The 18732-nt window shown below is 32.1% G+C and carries 23 protein-coding genes and 1 tRNA gene; 16 read left to right on the top strand and 8 right to left on the bottom strand.

The genetic code is table 11. The features are described 5' to 3' along the window. Positions 1–2: 2 nt before the first annotated feature. A complete protein-coding gene (locus tag X926_RS05570; RefSeq protein ID WP_233186690.1) occupies positions 3–569 on the bottom strand; it encodes a PolC-type DNA polymerase III in 567 nt (188 codons plus the stop codon). Positions 570–665: 96 nt separating this feature from the next. On the opposite strand from X926_RS05570, the gene X926_RS05575 reads away from it, so the two are divergent. From X926_RS05575 to ispE, 12 genes are all read left to right on the top strand, one after another. Further along, a tRNA-Arg gene (locus X926_RS05575) sits at positions 666–742 on the top strand. 63 nt (positions 743–805) lie between these two features. Then, the gene (locus X926_RS05580) at positions 806–1069 is read left to right on the top strand and encodes a stage V sporulation protein S (protein ID WP_103065393.1); all 264 of its coding nucleotides are present in this window, start codon (positions 806–808) and stop codon (positions 1067–1069) included. Positions 1070–1204: 135 nt separating this feature from the next. Continuing rightward, on the top strand, positions 1205–1525 hold the full coding sequence (locus X926_RS05585) for a hypothetical protein (RefSeq protein WP_103065347.1): 321 nt from the start codon (positions 1205–1207) through the stop codon (positions 1523–1525). 34 nt (positions 1526–1559) lie between these two features. Then, entirely contained in the window at positions 1560–1874 is a 315-nt protein-coding gene (zapA, locus tag X926_RS05590) for a cell division protein ZapA (RefSeq protein WP_012208006.1), read from the top strand. A gap of 14 nt (positions 1875–1888) precedes the next feature. After that, a complete protein-coding gene (gene murI / locus X926_RS05595; protein WP_233186691.1) occupies positions 1889–2656 on the top strand; it encodes a glutamate racemase in 768 nt (255 codons plus the stop codon). 25 nt (positions 2657–2681) lie between these two features. Next, complete coding sequence (rapZ, locus tag X926_RS05600; protein WP_158245203.1) at positions 2682–3536, top strand: RNase adapter RapZ; 855 nt, start codon at positions 2682–2684, stop codon at positions 3534–3536. A gap of 33 nt (positions 3537–3569) precedes the next feature. Then, positions 3570–4505, top strand: a complete 936-nt coding sequence (yvcK, locus tag X926_RS05605; RefSeq protein ID WP_103065349.1) for a gluconeogenesis factor YvcK family protein — start codon at positions 3570–3572, stop codon at positions 4503–4505. Then, positions 4493–5413, top strand: a complete 921-nt coding sequence (whiA, locus tag X926_RS05610) for a DNA-binding protein WhiA (protein ID WP_103065350.1) — start codon at positions 4493–4495, stop codon at positions 5411–5413. The genes yvcK and whiA overlap by 13 nt, the downstream gene beginning before the upstream one ends. 27 nt (positions 5414–5440) lie before the next feature. Next, a complete protein-coding gene (gene nrdR / locus X926_RS05615; protein ID WP_012208011.1) occupies positions 5441–5893 on the top strand; it encodes a transcriptional regulator NrdR in 453 nt (150 codons plus the stop codon). A 35-nt stretch (positions 5894–5928) separates the two neighbouring features. Then, entirely contained in the window at positions 5929–6408 is a 480-nt protein-coding gene (gene greA / locus X926_RS05620; protein WP_012208012.1) for a transcription elongation factor GreA, read from the top strand. A 46-nt stretch (positions 6409–6454) separates the two neighbouring features. Continuing rightward, positions 6455–7963, top strand: a complete 1509-nt coding sequence (lysS, locus tag X926_RS05625) for a lysine--tRNA ligase (protein ID WP_103065351.1) — start codon at positions 6455–6457, stop codon at positions 7961–7963. 12 nt (positions 7964–7975) lie between these two features. Then, positions 7976–8749, top strand: coding sequence for a 4-(cytidine 5'-diphospho)-2-C-methyl-D-erythritol kinase (gene ispE / locus X926_RS05630; RefSeq protein WP_103065352.1), 774 nt, complete (start codon positions 7976–7978; stop codon positions 8747–8749). On the opposite strand, the gene X926_RS05635 is transcribed toward ispE, so the two are convergent. From X926_RS05635 to X926_RS05645, 3 genes are read right to left on the bottom strand one after another with little or no spacing between them, the layout of a single operon-like run. Next, complete coding sequence (locus X926_RS05635; RefSeq protein WP_012208015.1) at positions 8742–9005, bottom strand: EscU/YscU/HrcU family type III secretion system export apparatus switch protein; 264 nt, start codon at positions 9003–9005, stop codon at positions 8742–8744. The two genes, ispE and X926_RS05635, sit on opposite strands and share 8 nt — an antisense overlap. Positions 9006–9011: 6 nt before the next feature. Continuing rightward, positions 9012–10043: a low-specificity L-threonine aldolase gene (ltaE, locus tag X926_RS05640; RefSeq protein WP_103065353.1), complete on the bottom strand. Its 1032-nt coding sequence runs from the start codon at positions 10041–10043 to the stop codon at positions 9012–9014. A gap of 18 nt (positions 10044–10061) precedes the next feature. Beyond that, positions 10062–10913, bottom strand: a complete 852-nt coding sequence (locus X926_RS05645) for a DMT family transporter (RefSeq protein ID WP_233186692.1) — start codon at positions 10911–10913, stop codon at positions 10062–10064. A gap of 141 nt (positions 10914–11054) precedes the next feature. On the opposite strand from X926_RS05645, the gene X926_RS05650 reads away from it, so the two are divergent. The 4 genes from X926_RS05650 to X926_RS05665 all read left to right on the top strand — a co-directional run bounded on the left by X926_RS05650 (position 11055) and on the right by X926_RS05665 (position 13723). Beyond that, positions 11055–11525 carry a ribonuclease H-like YkuK family protein gene (locus X926_RS05650; protein WP_103065355.1) on the top strand — a complete coding sequence of 157 codons (471 nt, stop codon included), beginning with the start codon at positions 11055–11057 and terminating at the stop codon, positions 11523–11525. 402 nt (positions 11526–11927) lie between these two features. After that, entirely contained in the window at positions 11928–12632 is a 705-nt protein-coding gene (locus X926_RS05655) for a GntR family transcriptional regulator (protein ID WP_103065356.1), read from the top strand. Positions 12633–12647: 15 nt separating this feature from the next. After that, positions 12648–13211 carry a chromate transporter gene (locus X926_RS05660; RefSeq protein WP_103065357.1) on the top strand — a complete coding sequence of 188 codons (564 nt, stop codon included), beginning with the start codon at positions 12648–12650 and terminating at the stop codon, positions 13209–13211. Next, complete coding sequence (locus X926_RS05665) at positions 13208–13723, top strand: chromate transporter (RefSeq protein WP_103065358.1); 516 nt, start codon at positions 13208–13210, stop codon at positions 13721–13723. Before X926_RS05660 ends, X926_RS05665 begins: the two co-directional genes overlap by 4 nt. On the opposite strand, the gene X926_RS05670 is transcribed toward X926_RS05665, so the two are convergent. The 4 genes from X926_RS05670 to X926_RS05695 form a co-directional block, all read right to left on the bottom strand. After that, positions 13710–14669 carry a P1 family peptidase gene (locus X926_RS05670; RefSeq protein WP_103065359.1) on the bottom strand — a complete coding sequence of 320 codons (960 nt, stop codon included), beginning with the start codon at positions 14667–14669 and terminating at the stop codon, positions 13710–13712. The genes X926_RS05665 and X926_RS05670 overlap by 14 nt on opposite strands. A 66-nt stretch (positions 14670–14735) precedes the next feature. Then, positions 14736–15857: a KamA family radical SAM protein gene (locus tag X926_RS05675; protein ID WP_103065360.1), complete on the bottom strand. Its 1122-nt coding sequence runs from the start codon at positions 15855–15857 to the stop codon at positions 14736–14738. A gap of 703 nt (positions 15858–16560) precedes the next feature. Continuing rightward, positions 16561–17451: a DUF5685 family protein gene (locus tag X926_RS05690; RefSeq protein WP_103065362.1), complete on the bottom strand. Its 891-nt coding sequence runs from the start codon at positions 17449–17451 to the stop codon at positions 16561–16563. A gap of 57 nt (positions 17452–17508) precedes the next feature. After that, positions 17509–18720, bottom strand: a complete 1212-nt coding sequence (locus X926_RS05695) for a hypothetical protein (RefSeq protein ID WP_103065363.1) — start codon at positions 18718–18720, stop codon at positions 17509–17511. Positions 18721–18732 lie beyond the last annotated feature (12 nt).

Raw genomic sequence — 18732 nt, forward strand, 5'->3', positions numbered from 1 at the left:
AATCAATCACCCCATTTTTTAATAAAGTTGGTTATTGCTTCGAAAGAAAAAAGTTTAATATATTTTTGGAAAAGTTTAGCAGTAGATAAAGCATCATCCCAAGCTCTATGAAATTGTTTAATCCCTAAATTGAATTTTTTTGAAAGAAATTCAAGATTGTAGGGACCTTTATCAAAATAGTACCTAGAAATCTCAAGAGTATCAATATAGTAATTGTCAATTGAAAACATTCCACTTTCTTTTGCGGCAATATCTAAAAACCTTAGATCCATTTTTACGTTATGTGATACAATTATAGAATCACCGACATACTCTTTAAATCTTGGAAAAACTTCCAATAAGGATGGAGCGTTAGAAATATCTTGATTATTTAATTTGTGAAATTTTGAGACCTCTGCAGGTATAAATATACTTGGATTCACCAATGTATGAAAAGCATATTTGAAATTAATTTTTGTATTGTATATGGGAATTGCGGCAATTTCTATAATTCTGTCTCCAAACTCAGGGTTCAAACCAGTTGTTTCGAAATCTAAGGCTAAAAAAACTTTATCTTTAACTCTCATCATAATCTTACCTCCACGAATAAATTATATCATATGATTAAAAAAATTTTGGTCTTGATTTAAATAGTCAATTTAAGGTATAATTATTACTAGTGAAGAGCGTCTGTAGCTCAACCGGATAGAGCGTCGGACTTCGGATCCGAAGGTTGTGGGTTCAAATCCCACCAGATGCGCCATTTCTTCTATATAAGTCGAAATTATAAACCAAACATTACAGGGAGGTATCATTCATGGCAGAGATGGAAGTACTAAAAGTAGCTGCTAACTCAAATCCAGTTGCTGTTGCTGGTGCTTTAGCTGCTATCATTAGAGATAAAGGAAACGTTGAGTTACAGGCTATAGGAGCCGGTGCAGTTAATCAAGCTGTTAAAGCTATAGCAATAGCAAGAGGATACGTAGCACCCAGCGGAATCGATTTGGTTTGTGTTCCAGCATTTTCGGATGTTGAAATTGAAGGAGAAGAGAGAACGGCAATTAAATTTTTGGTTAAAGCAAGAGACTAAAAGAGGCTATGCCTCTTTTATTTTTTTTAGCTTTAAAATTAAAAAATATTAGTATTTTTAGTTTTTTTCATCTAGCTGTGTTATAATTATTCTAGTTTCAACTTTAACAAATTATTATAAAGGGGGAAAGTACAAATGGACGTTTTAAAGGAATTGGAAAATATGTTAGAAACATTGGCCGACAAATACAACGAATTAAAAAAAGAAAAAAATGATCTTCAAACTCAGTACGATGAATTGTTTGGTGAATATGAAAAAGTAAACAATGAAAAAGAAGAGATGGGACGCGAATTGGAAGAATTAAGAAGAAAGAATGATGAAATTGAAAACCATCTAAATCAGTTAAAAAGTTCCCTTATATCAAGATTAGGAGATGAGTTTAGAACTGGAGAATTTGATAATCCGGCATCTTCAAATACTTCATTCCAAGATGAACCGGATCAAAATCGTTATTAATTGATTCATTAAAATCATTTAAGGATGAAAAATCATGAAGAATTATCGCTCAATTGAAGTAAAAATCTTAGGAAAAGATTATAAATATAAAGTGGACGAACCCGAGGATGTTATAAAAGAAATTTTAGAAAACATAAAATCGGAAGTTGAAACCTATGCAAAAAAAATCGGTGGAGAAGAAGTGGATTATATCTTTCTCCTATTACTTCTAAATGAAAGATTAAACAGTATAAGAACGAAACAAGAAATCAAACAAATGGTTGATAAGTTCAGTGATATGTTGAATACCGCACTTAAAAGCAATGATGAAGGTAGCGATGAACAAAGTAAAAGTATTCAATGGGGGTAAGATATTTTCCAATTATGAAAATAGGACTTTTTGATTCAGGAATAGGTGGTTTAACGGTTTTAAAAAAAGTGATAGAAAATTTTGGTAATCATGAGTATTTTTATTTAGCTGATAATTTAAATGTACCTTATGGTTCAAAGCCTATTCCTTTTTTAAGAGAAAATTTAAAAAACATACTTTCTTTTTTTCAAAAGATGAAAGTTGATTTTCTAATTTCTGCATGTAATACAACAGATTCCATTGTAAAAAAAACCAATTTCGACACGAAAAATTATAACTTCACATATGTAAGTATAATTGACAACGCTATAAAAACAATAGAAAGAAACGATACTGTTCTTTTGTTAGCCACCGAGAACACCATTAATTTGGGGGCTTATAAGGAAGCTCTTATAAGCAAAAAAATAACCAATCTCGAAGAAAAGGTATGCCCATTGTTCGTTCCACTTATAGAAGAAGGTTATTGGGATGGACAGATGGCAGAGTCAGTTTTGAGATTTTATTTACAAGATTCCAAATCTAAGTACCACAAAGTAATATTAGGATGCACCCATTATCCAATTTTAGAAAAGCAAATTAGAAAATACACAAATTCTTCCATCGTTGATCCTGCAGATGGGGTTGTTGATTTTTTAAAAAATGAGATCAAATTAGAGAGAATAGATGGGAAAATTAAAGTAAATTTTTTAGTTACTGGCAACCTAGAAAAATTCAAATTTCTTTCCAAAGTTTTTATGAAAGACGTAAAGTATCACCCTATTTTTAAAAAAATCGTATTATAAACTATATAAAAGGCGATTGATAACATTGCTAACAAAACCAACAGTTTTTTTAATTACCGGTTTATCTGGCGCAGGTAAAACTTTATTGTTACAATCTCTAGAAGACGAAGGGTACTATACAGTCGACAACATACCCCCTCATTTAATAGAATCTTTTTTAAATATTTTATGCACTAGCAATGTCAAAAAACTTGCTATAGTAAGTGATATTAGATGGAAAGATCCCCAAAAATTGATCGAATTATTTAAAAATGTTGAAAGTTTAGCCAAATGTACTATGGAAATTCATAAAGTTTTTTTAAAAGCTGATAAAAGTGAACTAATCAATAGATACAAAAAAACGAGAAGAACCCACCCGTTAGGTCTTTCCTTAGAGAATGCCATTGATGAAGAAATAAAAGTTATGTCAGAAATAGAGAGTTCTTGTGACATAGTTATCGATACTTCCTCAACTGAACCAACTGAATTTAAAAAAAGATTCTTTCAGATGATAAAAGAAGATATGAAAAAACTAAAGTTAAATTTTATCAGCTTTGGATTTAAAAATGGTATTCCGCCAATCTCTGATTATGTTTTTGATGTGAGATATCTTCCTAATCCTTTTTATTTTCCAGAGATGTATGAACTAACTGGTTTAGATATGAAAGTAATGGAATTCCTTGAAAAATTTAAAGAAACTCATGAAACCGTTGATAAGATTGCTAATTTAGCGAAGTTTATTCAAGATAAATATTCTGAAAGTGGCCGTATAGAAGCATATTTTTGCATAGGTTGCACAGGAGGCCAACATAGATCGGTTTACATTGCCCAAAAGGTTTATGAAATTTTAAAAAAAGAAGGAAGAGAAGTAAGCATAGATCACAGAGATATAGAACGATAACATGGAAATATTCGTCAGGTGGGTAGATATGCTGTGAAAAATATTGTAACTATTGGTGGTGGAACGGGAACAAGTCAAATATTAAGGGGATTGAAATGGAATCAAGATATAGATATTGTTTCCATAGTAACCGTTACAGATGATGGAGGAAGTTCCGGTATATTGCGTGAAGATTTTAATATATTACCGCCAGGAGATATTAGGAACAATATCTTAGCTTTGGCTGAACAAGAAACCTTTCTGACTAAATTACTTAAATATCGATTTAATGAAGGATTCTTAAAAAATCATAATCTCGGTAACATAATTTTGCTAGCATTAACTAGAATTAACGGCAATAATTTTCCCTTAGCTATCAAAACATTGTCGGAAGCTCTGAAAATAAAAGGGAAGGTCTTTCCTGCCTCTTTGGACTCTCTAAAACTTGTAGCAGAACTTGACGATGGTGAAATCATTTTTGGGGAAACATCAATTGTGTTGAAAAGCAAAAATATAAAAAGAATCTGGTTGGACGGCAATGCCGAAGCATTTGATGAAAGCGTTATGGCAATTCAAAAAGCTGATATAATAGTTTTTGGACCTGGCAGTTTATATACGAGTATTATCCCCAATATATTGGTAGACGGAATAAGAAACGCAATCAATTTATGCAAAGCAAAGAAATTATATATAGCAAATATTATGACACAGCCAGGGGAAACGACCAATTATTCTTTGAAAGATCATGTTGAAGAACTAGAAAATTATTTAGGCGAAGAATTAGATTACATCATAGCCAATAAATCAAATTTACCATATGAAATAATTCAAAGATACCAGAAAATGGGATCTAGTCCAGTAAAGTTGGATATGGAAGAAGATAGAAGAGTAGTGGTATCTGATTTGGTTTATATTATAAACGATGAGGAACCGAAAATTAGACATGATCCAAAGAAAACATCAGAGTTGATTTTAAAATGCGTTCTATGAATTCATTTTCAGAAGCTTTAAAATTAAGCCTTGTGAACAGTGATTACATTTTCCCAGAAGCTGAGTTCTATGGTTTTTTCATAGGAAAAGGTGAAATTATTGAAAAAGAAACTGAAAAATTAATAAAAATATCCATAACATCTTTGAATAGTTTTAAAAGATTATACAAACTGTGCAAATTTTCTTTCACAGAAAAATTTGAAGTAAAATTTAACAACGAAAAAAGGTTAAATCTTGGTGGAACAGGTTCTATATTCTTAAACTATCAAACGATATATAAAATATTAAAGAAAAACAACCTTTATCTAAATGAAAATAAATTTTCCCCACCTTTAAAAAAAGATCCAGTAATTTTTGGATCTTTTATTAAAGGTTTATTGTTGTCTTGTGGATCTATATCAGTAAAAGAATCCTATCATTTAGAATTTAATTTGAAAACTAACAATGTATTTAAAGAGGATTTAGTTAGAACATTTAAGAATCTTTTAGGGGTAAATGCCAGATTTTTAAATAGAAGTAAGGGCTCAAAAGTATACATAAAATCACGCGATGACATTTTGAATATCCTTGAGCTTCTCAACGCCAAAGAAAAAGTAAAAGAACTTAGTGAATTAATGGATATAAGGGATTTACGTAGCAACGTCACAAGGACTATTAATTTAATATCTGCTAATTCATCAAAAACGGCTCATAGCTCAATAAAGCAAATTAACGATATACAAATTATTCAAGAAAGCATTGGTATAGATAGTTTACCAAATGACCTAAAACAAATTGCTGCTTTTAGATTAGAAAATGAAGATGCAAGTTTGAGTAACATGGCAGAATCTTTATCAATGAAAAAATCTACCTTGTACAACAAACTAAAAAAAATCTCAAAAATTGCTGAATCTCTAAAAAATACCTAATTTAGGCAAAATGGTGGTGCAATAATTATGAAATGTCCTTTCTGTGGTTACGAGGAAACTAAAGTTCTGGACTCAAGACCAGTTAGTAACGGCACTTCCATAAGAAGAAGAAGAGAGTGCTTGCAATGCCAAGCGCGCTTTACAACTTATGAAAGATACGAGCAAACAAGGATAAGAATAATAAAAAAAGATGGCAGAAGAGAACTTTACGATAGAAAAAAACTAATGAACGGGATCTTAAAAGCTTGTGAAAAAAGGCCTGTAAGTACTGATCAAATCGAAGAAATTGTTGATAATATAGAAGAACAATTAAGAAGAAGTGGCAATTCAGAAATTTATTCTTCTGAAATCGGTGATAAGGTTATGGAGCAATTGAAATCAATCGACCAGGTAGCTTATGTGAGATTTGCTTCCGTGTATAAAGAATTTAGAGATTTAGACAGCTTTTTACAAGCTATAAGAGAATTAAAAAATAGTTAATCACCATTATTAGAAATGGGAGGAGCGATACAAAAGTGGCTGAACAAGTATATCAACTAACCAGAGAAGGGTACGAAAAATTAAAGAGGGAACGAGAAGAGCTTAAAAAAAGACTTATGGGAGAAGTTGCCGAAAGAATTAAAGAAGCCAGGGAATTGGGAGATCTTTCAGAAAACAGTGAGTACGAAGAGGCAAAAAACGAACAAGGAATGATAGATTCCAGAATCAAAGAGATAGATTATATATTAGACAATGCAGAAATAATTGAAAATGGAGGCAACCACGATAACTCTACCGTAAGTTTGGGGAAAAAAGTGAAAATAAAAGACTATAGATTGAATAGAGAGCAGGAATTCGTTCTAGTTACCCCTCAAGAGGCAAATATAGAAGAAAATAAAATCAGTATTGAATCTCCTATTGGAAGATCATTACTAGGAAGGAAAAAAGGTGAAGTTATCAACATTAAAACCGCCAGAGGAAGTTCAAAAAAAATAGAAATCAAAGAGATAAGCTAAGATTTCATAGATCACAAAACTAACCTTACCAAGCAGGAGGCAAAGTATGGACCTTAGAAATATACGAATGCATCAATTAAAAGAAATGAGGGAAAAAGGATACAATCCGTATAAGTACAATTTTCAAAAAAATTATAATTCCCAACAGATCAAAGACCTTTTCGATAGTAAAATAGAGGCTGGCCAACAATTACCGGATGAAATTTTTAATTTCGGCGGAAGGCTGATGAATTTAAGAAAACATGGCAAATCTGCTTTTGCTGATTTAAAAGATGAATTTGGACGTATCCAGGTATATATCCGTTTGGATCAAGTAGGGCAAGAAAACTATGATTTTTTCAAAGAATATATTGATATTGGAGACTGGATAGGAATAAAAGGTTATCCCTTCAAAACGAGAACTGGCGAATTAACTCTTTTGGCTTTAGATATAGAATTACTCTCAAAAGCTATTCGCCCTCTTCCTGAAAAATGGCATGGCCTTAAAGATAAAGAAGTTCGATATAGGCAAAGATATGTGGATATGATCGCAAACGATGACACCATTAAAACCCTCAGAACACGTTTTTTAATCATAAAATACATCAGAGAGTATTTAAACAACAAAGGTTTTTTAGAAGTTGAAACCCCAGTTCTTCAAAGTATAATGGGTGGAGCAAATGCAAGACCTTTTATTACCCATCTAAACGTATATGATATAGATATGTACTTACGCATAGCCACGGAATTACATCTAAAAAGACTAGTCGTCGGTGGGATGGAGAGAGTTTATGAAATAGGGAAAATATTCAGAAACGAAGGTGTTTCAAACAAACATAATCCTGAATTCACATCTATTGAATTGTACCAAGCTTTCGCTGACTACAACGATATGATGGAACTAACCGAAGATCTCTTGTACAACATTACCAAAAAAGTTCACAACAAAGCAAAGATTATGTACCAAGGAGAAGAAATAGATTTCACACCTCCTTTCAAAAGAATAAAGATGAGAGAATTCATACAAGAAAATCTTGGAATAGATATAGTCGAGGCGAGTGATCAGGAACTGAAAGAGTTTTTGAAAAACAAGGGTGAAGAGGTAGAAATAGAAGACAGATACCATTACCTCGATAAAATATGGGATTTAGTCGAAGATAAGATAATTCAACCTACTTTTGTTATGGATTATCCTATCGAATTATCTCCACTGGCAAAAAGAAAAAAAGATGATCCAAGGTTAACCGAAAGGTTTGAATTAATAATAAAGGGCAATGAAATAGCGAACGCCTTTTCTGAATTGAACGATCCTCAAGACCAATTTGAAAGGTTTAAAAAGCAAATGGAACTGAAAGAGTTGGGCGATGAAGAAGCTCAAATGATGGATCTTGATTTCATTAGGGCATTAGAATATGGTTTGCCTCCAACTGGAGGACTAGGAATAGGTATTGACAGGGTTTGTATGCTGCTTACTGATACTCCAACTATTCGCGACATTATACCTTTTCCAATTGTAAAACCCATGGCTTTCGAAGACGAAGAAGCCATGTTAAAAGAAGAAGAGACAAACGAATGAAAGAGGAGTTAAATGCATTTAAAAGCCTTTGGAAAAGTTAACCTTTACTTAGATGTAATTAGTAGGAGAAAAGATAATTACCATAATATTTTAACCCTTTTCCAATCTATTAACGAACACGACGATATTTTTATTGATTTTTCTGAAAGTGAAATATTCGAATCAGAACCTCCTTTAAATATTTCATGGGATAATAATATAATAAAAAAGTCCATAGAGACCTTTAAAAAAGAAACGGGTTTTGACAATTTTAACTTAAAAATTAAGCTTATTAAGAATTTACCTATGGGTGGAGGACTAGGGGGTGGAAGTGCCGACGCTGCTGCTGTTTTAAACTTCCTTTCAAAGAATTTTAAAATATCAGAAAAAGACTTATTCGAAATAAGTTGCAAAATCGGGAGTGATGTCCCATTTTTGCTAAAAGGTGGAACCGCTATAGGTAAAGGAAAAGGAGAAATTTTGGAATTTTTGGAACCTTTAAAATTAAATATAAAAATATTCCAGATGAAATATAATATTGATACTAAAAAAATGTACGAAAAACTTGATCAAAATTGGGAAAGTATAAACCATTTCGGTGATCCATACAACTTGTACGAAGCTTTAAAAAATAACGACATTATAACTGCTAAACAAAATGCGTTTAACGTATTCGAACAAGTGGCATTCAAAGAATATCCTAAATTGAAGCAAAAAAAGGAAGACATGGAAAAGGATGAAGGAATTATATTTGCTTTGATGTCTGGTTCAGGTAGTACATTATACAAAGTAATTTATGCTAACTGAACTCTTTATCTAACTTAAAGACAAAAGCAATTATTTCAGCCGCTAGCTCATACAATTCGGGAGGAATTTCTTCATCCAAATCTAAACCATAAAACTCTTCTACGGCTTTTTCACTTTTAACTATTGGTATGTTTTCCTCTTCTGCAATTTCTATGATTCTCCTGGCTATTGAATCTATACCTTTTGCAACTACTTTAGGTGCTTGATCCGTTCCTTGTTTATACCGTAAAGCTACTGCTTTTTTTGAATTAGACATTTTTTATCACTTCTTTAAATATTCTTTCATTGTTTCAACAATATAATCCACATCTTTCTTGCTTACCCAATAATTAGTTACAAATCTGAATTCCCCATTTTCTGGGGGATTTATTTTGATACCTTTTTCTAAAAAAAACGATAGCATTTCCCTAAGATTTATATCTTTGTTTATTGTGAAAAAAACCATATTTATCTGAATATCGTCTAAGTTCAAAGAAATTTCAGGGATCTCGCTCAGCCTTTCTCCCAGATATCTGGCGTTTTCATGATCTTCTTTTAGTCTGAATCTCATCTTTTCAAGGGCTATTAACCCTGCTGCAGCTAGAAATCCCGCTTGCCTTAAACCTCCACCCATCAGTTTGCGTTTCTTTTTGGCTTTTTGAATGAAATCTTTACTCCCAGCCACAATAGAACCTACAGGTGCACATAAACCCTTTGAAAGGCAAAACATGACTGAATCACAGTATTGAGTTATCTCCGTAGGATCAACATTCAAGTAGGTTGCAGCGTTGAATACTCTAGCTCCATCCAAATGAACGGGGATCTCATTCTCGTGAGCTATTTCAGATATTTCTTTCATATTTTCAAGCGGCACAACCGTTCCATTGGAATGAGCATTCTCTAGACATATCAAACCTGTAGATGGGAAATGAAGATCCTCTTCTCCCTTTCTTATCCTTTTTTTAATACTTTTAGGCGACATAACCCCCTTATCACTATTTATAGTTCTCAATTGTACGCTAGCTATTACTGAAGCCGCACCGACTTCGTGAACAACGATATGGCAACTATCATCAAGGATAACTTCATTTCCTCTTTCACAATGTGTAAAGATGGAAAGTTGGTTACCAAACGTTCCACTAGGAACAAAAAGTGCATCTTCCTTTCCTACTACTTCTGCAGCGTATTTTTCTAATTTTTTCATTGTTGGGTCTTCATCGTATACATCATCACCAACTTCTGCCTTAAACATGGCTTCTCTCATCTCTTGAGTAGGTTGCGTAACGGTATCACTTCTGATGTCTATGTATTTCACTAAAACTCCTCCTCTTTCTCAAAGCTCTTTTAAATCTAATTTCTTTTTCAAATATTTATTAACCCTGTACGAAAAAGTAGTTAAAATTATTACTCCAATCATAATTGAAGCCCCGGCTATCTGCAATCCAGAAAATCTCTCTCCCAAAAAAATAAATGAAAATAATGAAGCAAATATGGGTTCTCCAATGAATATAAGAACGGTGGAATTAGAACCAATTACCTTTTGATATTTAACTTGCAAAAAATTCACTACTATGGTTGCAGCGATCGCTGTATATATAACTGTTAACCAAATCGGAACACCTAACTTCCAGTTAGAATTGAATGACATTGACAAATTGATTATAGCAGCAAATAGAAACTGATAAGCTAAAAGCGAAGTTTCATCAACAACTTTTGAAAATTTTGTTATTAAAACAATATGAACGGCAAACAAAACAGCACTCAAAAACGTTAAGAAATCTCCAAAATTAAATCCCGAAATACCTCCAAAAAGCATGTAAGAACCTAACAAAGACAAAGGAAAACATACCCACTGAATAAAGTTGGGTTTCTCTTTTTCAATTAGATAAGAAATTATGGGAGTGAGTGGAATATATAAAGAGGTAATAAAACTACTTTTGGAAGCATCTGTAAAATTAATTCCATAAGTTTGCGAGGCATGTGCTAGTCCTAAAATTATTCCTAAGGTTGCCCCGTACTTGAAAGAATGTTTTTTCCAAATAAGAAAAGACAAAACGGCAGCAATACCAAACCTGATAAACAAATAAGGCAAGGTTTGAAGATCCGTCAACACCACCTTGTGAATCGGAAAAGTAGTACCCCATATTAATGTGGCTAACAAAAGCCAAAAAAACGCTCTAATCAACCTATAATCCCTCATCTTATTCACATGTTTTAGTGTATTATATCAAAATTTTAATTCGAATTTTAGTATCATTCTTAATTAATCTTAAAAGTTTTTAATAAAAATCGTTGCATTTTGGTGTATAATTGAAAAAAACTTATTTTGAAAAAAGGGGGTAACGTTTTCAAGTTAAAAAATCCAACTATAGGCACTATAGAATTCAAAGATTTGACTAATTTCATTGAATTATTTTTAGAAAACAAAAGTTACAAAGTTTGGGTGGGAACAGATAGCCATGCAAGAGACGGAGTGGTAACGTTTGCTACCGCTATAGTAATTTACAAAGTAGGCAATGGGGCTACTTATTTTTATTATGTCACTCACGAACGTAGATCATATGATATGTACTCAAGATTGATAAGAGAAGCAGAATTTAGTTTAAACACCGCAGAATTTATCGAAAATCACTTAAATTTAATAAAGCCAGAAATACACCTTGATATAGGTTTAAACGGTAGATCAAAAGAGGTCTTTAATGTTGTCACTGGCTATGTGAAGGGTCTGGGATATGATTATAAAATAAAACCGGAATCATTTGCAGCTACCAATGTTGCTCATTTATATACCAAGTGAAAATATTTCTGCGATTGATGTTTCAATAGGATTATGGTCGTTTTCAATTCTCATCTTTTTCAAAACATATTTTGCATTTGAACCTCTTTAAATCTCCATAAAACCACTAGTCAGAATGTCTTTCTATAAAAAAGTCGCTGATAACTTATCTTATTTTTATCTTTTGAATTTTTGTGTGGCTTCCACACTTACGGCAATCAATGTTTTTTTAATATATTGATTAACAATAGCATTCGAATTTTTGCTAATATTATCTCACTACAATCAATTTGCTTAGAAAATCATTCATATTTTCAGATTACTCTGAGAATTCTTGATATAATTTCTTTAATTTGTTATAATTTGTGTATACAAGTGTGAGTAGACATATTTGTATATCTTAATCGAAGGAAGGTAACTAAAATGGCCGATTATAAGACGCCAATCTATCAAAGGATTGCTGACAAAATAGTTTCAAGAATATATGAAGGGGAATATCCAATGAACTCATTTCTTCCGTCAGAAAATGAGTTAGCCGAGGAATTTCATGTAACAAGAACTACGATAAGAAAAGTTTTAAGTTTATTGAAACAGCAAGGAACAATTAAAAGTTACCAAGGAAGAGGGTATAAAGTTCAAACTCTTTTATGGGAGCAAAGTCTTTTAAAGTTTTACAGTTTTGGAAAAAGTATAGCTAGCAAGGTTGAAAATTCTAATACTAAACTAATATCGGTAAAAAACGTCTCTGGCTTGGAAGATGTTGATGAATTTGAAAACCTAGAATTATGGGAGATTACAAGGTTGAGATTAGTTGGTGAAATTCCTTTAATATTGGAAAGCTCTTACATCCCTGTCGAATTTTTAAAAAAAGTGGATAATGAAAATCTGAAAACAAAACCTCTGTATGATTTACTTGCCAGAGAAGGAATAAGATGTGTCAATGCAAAAGAATATCTTGAACCAGTTCTTCCTTCACTAGAAGCCCAAGAACTGCTAGAAATTGAAGAAAATATTCCCCTTTTTCAAACCACAAGATACACATATGATTCAGAAAATAGATTGGTAGAATTCAGGGAAAGTTTGATAAGAGCTGATCATTTTAGATTCTTTACTGAATTGAAATTGTAGGGGAGAATAATAAAAATGGATGAAAAAGACAAATCAAAAATATTGTTAAAAATGTTCATTACGTTTTTTAAAATAGGGCTCTTCACTTTTGGTGGTGGGTACGCAATGATTCCTTTGATAGAGAAAGAAGTCGTAGAAAATAAAAAGTGGGTGGAAAAGGATAAGTTTACAGACAAGGTTTCTTTAACTCAAACTATACCTGGAGCTGTAGCTATCAATCTTTCTATTTTAGTAGGATACGATATAAAGGGAGTATTAGGAGCGGTTATGTCAGTAATAGGGGTTTCTTTACCTTCTTTTATAATAATATTGGCGATAGCTTTTACCCTTACGAAAACAGCGGGACTCAGCGTTTTACAAAGTGCCTTTGAAGGAATAAGACCTGCTATAGCGGCACTTATTGTATACGCGGGGATAAGTTTATCAAAATCAGTTAAATGGTCCATCGTTTTAGTTTTATTAACTGCAGGGGCTTTTGTTGCAATTGGAATATTTAAAATTAATCCTATTTATATAATTGTTATCGCCTTCATTTTAGGGAGCCTTTACTCTATGCCACAAGGGAGAAAAAAGTCATGAGAACTTTATTTGGCCTGTTCTTTTCTTTTTTTGAAATTGGGTTATTTGGATTTGGCGGTGGTTACGCTATGATTCCACTAATTCAAACACAATTGGAAAGAAGAGGTTGGATCCCGCTTCAAGAATTTCTCGATTTAATAGCTATATCAGAGGTTACTCCGGGCCCAATAGCAGTAAATAGTGCTACTTTTGTTGGGTATAGGGTTTTTGGGATAGTTGGTTCTTTGGTCGCAACAACTGCTGTTATATTACCTTCGTTAATTATAGGATTACTGGTAGGCAGATATTTTAAGAATGGAAATGGCGATACTCAACAAAATATTCTTAAATTTTTAAAACCTGCTGTTATCGGGTTGATACTTGGTTCAGCGTATACAATTGGAATCACTAATATCGTAAATTTGGCGAGTTTTCTCATATTTATTGGGGTTTTGATGCTCCTGTTTTTCACAAAATTAAATCCGATTTTTATAATAATTATGACAGGAATAGTGGGAATTATCTTTTACTAGGATTCAAATCTTTGTAACTGAGAATATTACCAACTTTTCTTGCCGATTTGATAGCTCTTATAATGGATATTTCTACCACTTCTGCTGCCACTTCACCAATTAAAGTAACGTCACTTGGTAAATCACCCGTAGACAAGCAAAAAATAGCATCTCCATCGTACATGGTGTGAACAGGTCTTATTGCTCTTGCCATTCCGTCGTGGCTCATTTGAGCCACTTTGTTTGCTTCCTCTTTGGACAATTTTGCATTTGTAGCTACGACAGATAGAGTTGTATTTTCACCCGGATTAGCTTTAAAACTCGATTTTTTCATATATTCAGATATATTCAAAAATTTATTGTTTTTATCAATAGCTCCGGCTATTATTTCCCCTTCTTCGTAAACATCTCCTGTAGCGTTCACAACCGTTATCGCCCCGACTATTATCCCGTTACCTAATTCAATGGAGTAACTTCCTACCCCACCTTTCATAGCACTATTAACGCCTGCCGCCTTACCAACGAGTGCCCCGGTTCCTACACCAACGCATCCTTCTTCAACGCAATTTGATGTTGCTAAATTTGCTGCAATATAACCAGATCTTTTATCTGGCCTAACGTTTGGGTCTCCTATATCCAAATCGTAAATAACTGCAGCAGGTACTATGGGGACTTTCACGGTACTTGTTTGAAAACCTATACTATTTTCCTCTAAAAATTGCATGACCCCACTTGCTGCATCTAAGCCAAAAGCACTTCCCCCGGTTAATAAGACAGCGTGTACCATTTGAACAAGATTCCCCGGTTTTAGTAAGTCAGTTTCTCTTGTACCTGGGGCTGAACCTTTGACATCAACCCCACCTACCGCCCCATTTTCGGCTAGAATTACCGTACAACCTGTTAAGGATTTATAATCAGTGTAGTGTCCTACTTTTATCCCCGGAACGTCAGTTATACAATTGAACATATCTAATCTTCTCCTTTTTTAAATAACTATCTGGGAATTTTACTTCTTCAAGAAACGAAAAGTTGCCTATATATTTTGAAAACTTTTGTAATTATATACTTCCACTAATTCTTTGTAATCATCAAACCAATAGGCTTGTGGATCTCTTTTGAATACAAAAAATTTACCATAGTTATCAGGATTGTGCGCTCTATGATAACGAAAGATAATATTTTTACTTGTCAATGCGGTAACCTCTATTTTACCGGATTCATGTGACATTACAAATCTTGGTCTTTTGGCCAAACCTGAAATATCTTCTAAGGATTCTAGGAATATTGAATAAGCTTTTTCTAAAGGAATACTAAAACCTTTGTTTCCCATTACAGGCCTATTATGAAATACATAATAAGGAGGAATACCGTTAAAGGATAGCTTTTTAAATAATGTTGATAATGTTTTAGGATTATCGTTAATACCGTGCAAAAGAGGAGTTTGATTTGCCATTATGGCTCCAGCATTTTGGAGTATATTTATTCCCTGCATAGAAAAAGTGGTTAATTCTTTGGGATGATTAAAGTGAACGATAAAATATAATTTTTTACCACTATTGGAAATTTCTTTAATTAAACTCGGTAGAGTATCATCCGATATTATTCTAAAAGGGTTAAAGGCTGGAGTTTTTGTACCTACTCGAATAATTTTTACATGATCTATTTCACAAATAGATTCTATAATTGATTTAAGTTTATTTGTTGAAAGAAGTAAAGGATCTCCACCAGTCAGGAGAACATTTGTGATTTCTTCGTGTTTTCGGATATAATCAAGATCTTGATCAATTTCACGGGTTCTAACAACTTCTTTACCTATGCTCTTGAACAATCTTTTTCTAAAACAAAATCTACAGAAACTTCCACATACATCATTTACTAATAGTAAAGCGGTATCCCTATACTTGTGTTGTAGACCTTTACTTATTGTATATGAATGTTCTTTTGAGGCGTCTTCTAATCCCCACTCTTCTAATTCTTCAACACTTGGAATTATGATCTTTCTTATAGGATCATTTTTGTCTTTCCAGTTGATTAAGCCCAAGTAATATTCATTAGCTCTGAATTTATACTTTTCCTCAACAGGTTGAAGTTCTTTTAGCTCTTCTTGTGAAATTCCTTTTACTTTTTCTAATTTAGTTATGTATTCTGGATACATAGAAACAACTCCTTTTATATTTTTTAATGTACTCTATTAATAATTTTCTTTTTGAAAAAAATTATCCAGTAACGAAGAAATCTCATATTTCAATCTTTTTAATAAGTAGCCATAAACATTAGTAAAAAATAAATAAAGAAGTATTATTATGAATAAACCTTTTCCCATAGTTACAAAATCAGGAAGGAGCTCCCCAAAGAAAGTATACATAAGATAAAAAGAAAGGATTGAAAGAGAGGTAATGAATAAATGCTTTAACAACCTTTTTTCTACAACAATAAAAGTTAGAATTGGAACAAAAAAGAGCAAAAAAACCCCAATCGCTTCAACAACAAAGCCACTAATAAATATTAAAAAGAAAATTGAAATACTGAAAATAAATGCATATCTTTTTTCTAAAAAGAAAACTCCCAGAGGAAGAATTAAACTAACAACAGTGGGAGCAATTCTCAAATATCTTGACATAAGGAATAGCAAGAAAAAAAGGATAACCAAAAAAGCTGTCTTTATAAGGGGATTTTTTATAACTAAATTCATAAATTTTTAAAACCAATTACAAAGATCTCCGCCACCACATTCACAAAGGGTATCTAAACAGACAGTGGCTCCTAAACATTCTAAACAATTACCACATCCACTTCTTCCATAGCTATAGTAACCAGCTCTAAAAGTATCCATTTTTTCTCTAAACTTTTCATCTTCCTTATATTTTAAAAATAGGTTTTTGAACTCTCCCTTTTTTATTTGCTCTAGAATGGTTTGTTGCTCTTTCATCAATTTCTCCTCCATCTAAAATTTTTGTGACAGAATTTCTGTGATATATTAAAGAAAAAGTCGCTAGCTTTTTTACTAAATGCTTGTTAAAATTTGCGACTTCTTCAACATTTTCTAAGAACTCTTTTGAACATAAATCGTAAGTAAATAAAATTCTTTCTTTTTGATCTTGAGTTAATTCATCTAATTTTTTTACCCCAAAAGAGTTTGCTATAGAGTTAAAATTTCTTTTTTTTATATCTTTGTTAAAATCGTACACACTATCTACCAAATATAGCAAATAAGCTGTCACAACAGGCATGGTTGCTGGATATCCTTGAGGGAAAAATTCATCGAATAACATCTCCATAATTCCTTGAGATGGTTTGGCATAATCATCCAAATCTAAATTTTGTTCTTCTACCCTTTGTTGCATTTTTAATAGATGTTTGTATTCATTGATAGTTATGGGATCAAACTGTTCAAGTAACTTCATTTCCAACTTTTTCAAAATTTTCTTTGGAACTGGTTTCCCTTCTAAATTGTAATCTAAAAGTTTTCCATAGATTATAAGCAAATTGAGATACGCATAAGGTGTCATAAAAGAATTATTTTCAGGTTTAAATCGTTTTTTTAATCCTACATATGGACATCTGAATTCGTTTATATTCTCAACAGGGTTGTTCAACATGGAAAAGAAAACCACTTCTTTTACTGTCGTGAGTCTATAGAACTCACCTAAATTCTCCTTTAAAGAGTGACATAATCCACAATAGTAATATAGATAATTTTTCCTCTCTTCTTCTGTTGGAGTAAAATATATAGATATGTATCCGTACATTATTTCAACCTCATTTGTTTTAATTTTCCTCTATTAGGATAAAGGAGTTAGGTGAACTTAATAAACCTCAAATCTATGTTTCTTTGAAAATGTTTTATCCCCTATATTAACACTGAATTGAATTTCATACTCTCCTGATCTATCTAAATTTATAGTCTTAACGTTTGATAAATCAAATACCTTAGCCGTTCCCAATTCTGTTATATATACTCGAGATAAATCGTTATTCTCGTAATTATAAATTAGCTGTCCTTCATAGAATAACCTAAAGATCACTTGTGAAATTTCAAAGGCTTTTGGTTCTTCATTAGAATTTCTTAGTAAACCTTCAAAATAAAGCTGATCTCCTCTTGAGGCCGCCGAAATAACATAAACTAAAAGGGAAATATCGTTGTAATTTCTATCTATTTGATTAACTATATTCAAAGTGGTTACATAAGTTTGCTCAAAAGAATCAAAGTCGAATAATAAATAATAATTTCCTGGATCGAAATTTTTATTGATTTCAAAATCTAAAGGTATCGAAGACAGAGGATTCAAATTTAATGTTCCAAAGGAAAATTTCTGTGAATGGATAACCTTTTCTTTTTGTTTTATTGTTAGCGTTCCAAATAATTCTTTGTTAAAGGTTTCATTGGTCCCATTTATTGCTAATATGCTAATAGAAGGGAATTCCGTAGTTAAGTAAAACATCTCTTTAGCAGAAACATCTATAATCAATCCTTTATTGTATTCAAAGGTTTTAACAAGATTTACACTTTCGTCATTTAAGATAAAGGACACTCGGGCTTCATAGGTTCCTTTTTCTAAATCTGAAATCTCCTTTTCTCTTAACAGGTCAAAAACTAAAATTGTTTTATACGGTGAGATATCAGCTTCTACAGGTTGTGAGAACACATAACTGTATTCAACCTCAGAACTTTCCTGATTTACTATCAAAAATGAAAAGTTATTAATTTCTACATGAGAATCATTGTTGTTGGTATTTTGTATAGTAACTTTTATATCTAAATTATCTGGATAGTAATATTCTTCTTTTGATTCTAAATTGATATGAATCCCTTTTATAACTACATTGTAAGGTAAATCAAATCTTGAACCTCTACGCCCCATAATAATAAATATGAACACTAACATGGACAAAAATATAACGATGTAAAATGTCCATCTAATTATTCTTTTTTTAGATTGTTCTCTTCTTTCTCTTTCTTTTTTCCTTTCTTCATCATACTTTTGCCATTCTTCCGGGCTTTTTGAAAAATATTGCATGAATTCATCTCA

The organism is Petrotoga sp. HWHPT.55.6.3, assembly GCF_002895495.1.
Taxonomy (GTDB): Bacteria; Thermotogota; Thermotogae; order Petrotogales; family Petrotogaceae; genus Petrotoga; species Petrotoga mobilis.

Bases quoted from the DNA above. Each gene is read 5' to 3' on its own strand.
- X926_RS05570 (WP_233186690.1), bottom strand. From the start codon at position 569: ATGATGAGAGTTAAAGATAAAGTTTTTTTAGCCTTAGATTTCGAAACA.
- X926_RS05580 (WP_103065393.1), top strand. From the start codon at position 806: ATGGAAGTACTAAAAGTAGCTGCTAACTCAAATCCAGTTGCTGTTGCT.
- X926_RS05585 (WP_103065347.1), top strand. From the start codon at position 1,205: ATGGACGTTTTAAAGGAATTGGAAAATATGTTAGAAACATTGGCCGAC.
- zapA (WP_012208006.1), top strand. From the start codon at position 1,560: ATGAAGAATTATCGCTCAATTGAAGTAAAAATCTTAGGAAAAGATTAT.
- murI (WP_233186691.1), top strand. From the start codon at position 1,889: ATGAAAATAGGACTTTTTGATTCAGGAATAGGTGGTTTAACGGTTTTA.
- whiA (WP_103065350.1), top strand. From the start codon at position 4,493: ATGCGTTCTATGAATTCATTTTCAGAAGCTTTAAAATTAAGCCTTGTG.
- nrdR (WP_012208011.1), top strand. From the start codon at position 5,441: ATGAAATGTCCTTTCTGTGGTTACGAGGAAACTAAAGTTCTGGACTCA.
- lysS (WP_103065351.1), top strand. From the start codon at position 6,455: ATGGACCTTAGAAATATACGAATGCATCAATTAAAAGAAATGAGGGAA.
- ispE (WP_103065352.1), top strand. From the start codon at position 7,976: ATGCATTTAAAAGCCTTTGGAAAAGTTAACCTTTACTTAGATGTAATT.
- X926_RS05635 (WP_012208015.1), bottom strand. From the start codon at position 9,005: ATGTCTAATTCAAAAAAAGCAGTAGCTTTACGGTATAAACAAGGAACG.
- X926_RS05655 (WP_103065356.1), top strand. From the start codon at position 11,928: ATGGCCGATTATAAGACGCCAATCTATCAAAGGATTGCTGACAAAATA.
- X926_RS05660 (WP_103065357.1), top strand. From the start codon at position 12,648: ATGGATGAAAAAGACAAATCAAAAATATTGTTAAAAATGTTCATTACG.
- X926_RS05665 (WP_103065358.1), top strand. From the start codon at position 13,208: ATGAGAACTTTATTTGGCCTGTTCTTTTCTTTTTTTGAAATTGGGTTA.
- X926_RS05670 (WP_103065359.1), bottom strand. From the start codon at position 14,669: ATGTTCAATTGTATAACTGACGTTCCGGGGATAAAAGTAGGACACTAC.
- X926_RS05675 (WP_103065360.1), bottom strand. From the start codon at position 15,857: ATGTATCCAGAATACATAACTAAATTAGAAAAAGTAAAAGGAATTTCA.
- X926_RS05690 (WP_103065362.1), bottom strand. From the start codon at position 17,451: ATGTACGGATACATATCTATATATTTTACTCCAACAGAAGAAGAGAGG.
- X926_RS05695 (WP_103065363.1), bottom strand. From the start codon at position 18,720: ATGCAATATTTTTCAAAAAGCCCGGAAGAATGGCAAAAGTATGATGAA.